The organism is Streptomyces sp. NRRL B-24572 (assembly GCF_002156145.1).
GTDB classification, from domain to species: domain Bacteria; phylum Actinomycetota; class Actinomycetes; order Streptomycetales; family Streptomycetaceae; genus Streptomyces; species Streptomyces vietnamensis.
On record NZ_MWIG01000992.1, the window covers coordinates 1 to 2,167 of the forward strand.

Below are 2,167 nucleotides of genomic sequence, written 5' to 3' on the forward strand. Positions count from 1 at the left end.
CGGGCGCCCGGCGGGCCGCGCGCCCGTTTCCCCTGCAAGTCGGACCAGGACACACCCGTTCGGGTGAACGGGCCCGTGTCCGAGGGCTCAGTACGCCAGCCTGCTCCCGCCGCCCGGCGTGCTCGTGCTCGCCTCGACCAGGGCGTCGACCACCGCCTCGACGTCGGGCAGCCAGGGCCGGGCCGAGCCCGCGAGGGGCGCCCGCTCCCAGCGCACCTGCCCGGTCCCCGCGACCGACGGCGGAAGGAGCAGATAGCCGCCCTCGCCGTGGAACCGCAGCGAGCTGGGCACGTCGTCCTTCGCGTACAGCAGCTCGCCGAGCCGTTCGAGGCCGTACGGGGCGACGAGGATCGACCAGCGGGTCGGGGTCGCCACCACCGGGCCGAGCCGCATGCCCGCCGCGTCGAGCGCGGCGAGGGCCCGCGTCCCCGCCACCGCCGGGAGGCTGACCGCGCAGGGCGCGCGGCCGCCCGTGGCGAGGACGACCGGGGCGTCCGGGCGCCGGGTCCACCACCAGCGGACCATGCGCTCGTCCGTGGTGGCCGCGAGCAGTCCGGGGTCGTAGGGGTGCGCGCCGGGCACCACGCAGTCGGGGTCGGGGCAGGAGCAGACCGCTCCGGCGGCCGCACGGGGCGCCGCCCCCATGGCCGTACGGGTCGCTTCCCTCAGGCCCGCGCCCGTTCCCGTGGCCGTACGGGTCGTCGCTCTCAGGCCCGCGCCCGGCAGGACGGGCCAGTTCCACTCGACCGCGAAGGTGACCGCGGCGTCGAGCCGGGCGGTCCTCTCCTTGCGCCGGAACCGGAGCCTGCGTCGCCTTCCGAGGATCTCGCGCATGAGCGCTCGTTCCTTTCCGTTGAACGCCGAATCCACATCACACCATGTGCAGAACTCTTCACCGTGCGTATCAGCGCGTGCCGGGTCGGCGGGGTGCCGGGCCGCCGAGGAGCGGTGCGGACCGGGCCGGTGCCGGATGGATCCCGGGGGAACCGGGTGGAGCCAGGTCAGAGCCGGAGCGGGTCAGAACACGTTCCCCGCCACTCGGTGGCGGGTTGCGGCCTGCGGCGGGAAAGACGCCGGGGTTCCGCGTCACGTTCCGGGGCGGTGTCAACTGCCCCTGCCTGTCACCGAGTACGTACCCAGCACGCTTGGAATGACGCGCTTTCAAACGACGCCAGTCGATCGCAAAAGGTGCACACCGGGGGCAATTTTCAGCCAACTTTCCGTGCACTTCAACCCCCTTGCTCAAGCTCACGGACACCACAAGTCCCATCGGGACAATGCTGGACATCGTTCCTCCGGTGCGTGTACATGTGGAGACATCGAGCGGCTCTGATTGACATGGGGGTTTGCGATGCTTTGGCGTCAAACGCACCGGTCGGAAAGCCGACCGGCATGAGCACCCCACGCATGCCGAAAGTGGCCGGAATCGATTCCACTGTTCCCGGGTCACCGCACACTGCGTCGCCCCTTCCCGGGGTCCCCGCGGCGGCGGGTCCCTCCGAGGAGGCCCTCCCACCCGGAGTCCTGATCCAGGACCGGCTCGCCTCCTGGGTCTCCGACCTCACCACCCTCCACGAACTCACCGAGCGCCTCATCAGGACCTCCTCCCTCGACGAGGCCCTCCGCGAGGTGCTCGGCGCCGGAGCCGCCCTCGTCGGCGCCCGCCGCGGCATGGCCGTCCTCGAACCGGCCGACGGCCACGGCCCCACCGGCACCATCGGCCTCGGCCTCGCCCACTCCGAGCTCGGCACCATCGAGACCGTCCCGCGCAGCGCCACCAGCTACGGCCGCCTCCTCGACGGCCTCCCCGACCCCGTCCACCCCGAGCGCGTCCCCGACCCGATCGCCATCCGCGACGTCCGTACGGAGGAGGGCCTCGACCCCCGCCACCGCGAGGTCGCCGCCCGCCTCGGCTACGCCGCCAGCTACGCCCTCCCCCTCGCCACCGAGGAGGCCGGCCGGCTCGGCGCGCTCGTCTGGCTCTACGACGAGCCCGCCGAACCCGACGAGCGCCGGCGCCACCTCATCGGGCTCTACGGCCGCTTCGCCACCGAGCACCTCGCCCGGCTCCTCCAGGTCGAGCGCGCCCGCGTCCAGGTCTCCACCGTCGCCGAGGAACTGCTCCCCAGCCGCCTCCCCCGCGTCCCCGGCGTCCAGCTCGCCGCCC

The 2,167-nt window shown here is 73.4% G+C and carries 1 protein-coding gene and 1 pseudogene; one reads left to right on the forward strand and one right to left on the reverse strand.

Annotated elements, in window-relative coordinates; all coding sequences use genetic code 11:
• Positions 1-87: 87 nt before the first annotated feature.
• Positions 88-834, reverse strand: a complete 747-nt coding sequence (locus CCN56_RS39280) for a bifunctional DNA primase/polymerase (protein WP_086832388.1) — start codon at positions 832-834, stop codon at positions 88-90.
• 558 nt (positions 835-1,392) lie between these two features.
• Here CCN56_RS39280 and CCN56_RS39285 point away from each other — a divergent pair.
• Positions 1,393-2,167, forward strand: a pseudogene (locus CCN56_RS39285) (phosphatase); the annotation flags it as partial.

Excerpts from the sequence above, each read along its gene's own strand:
- CCN56_RS39280 (WP_086832388.1), bottom strand. The coding sequence starts at position 834 with ATGCGCGAGATCCTCGGAAGGCGACGCAGGCTCCGGTTCCGGCGCAAG.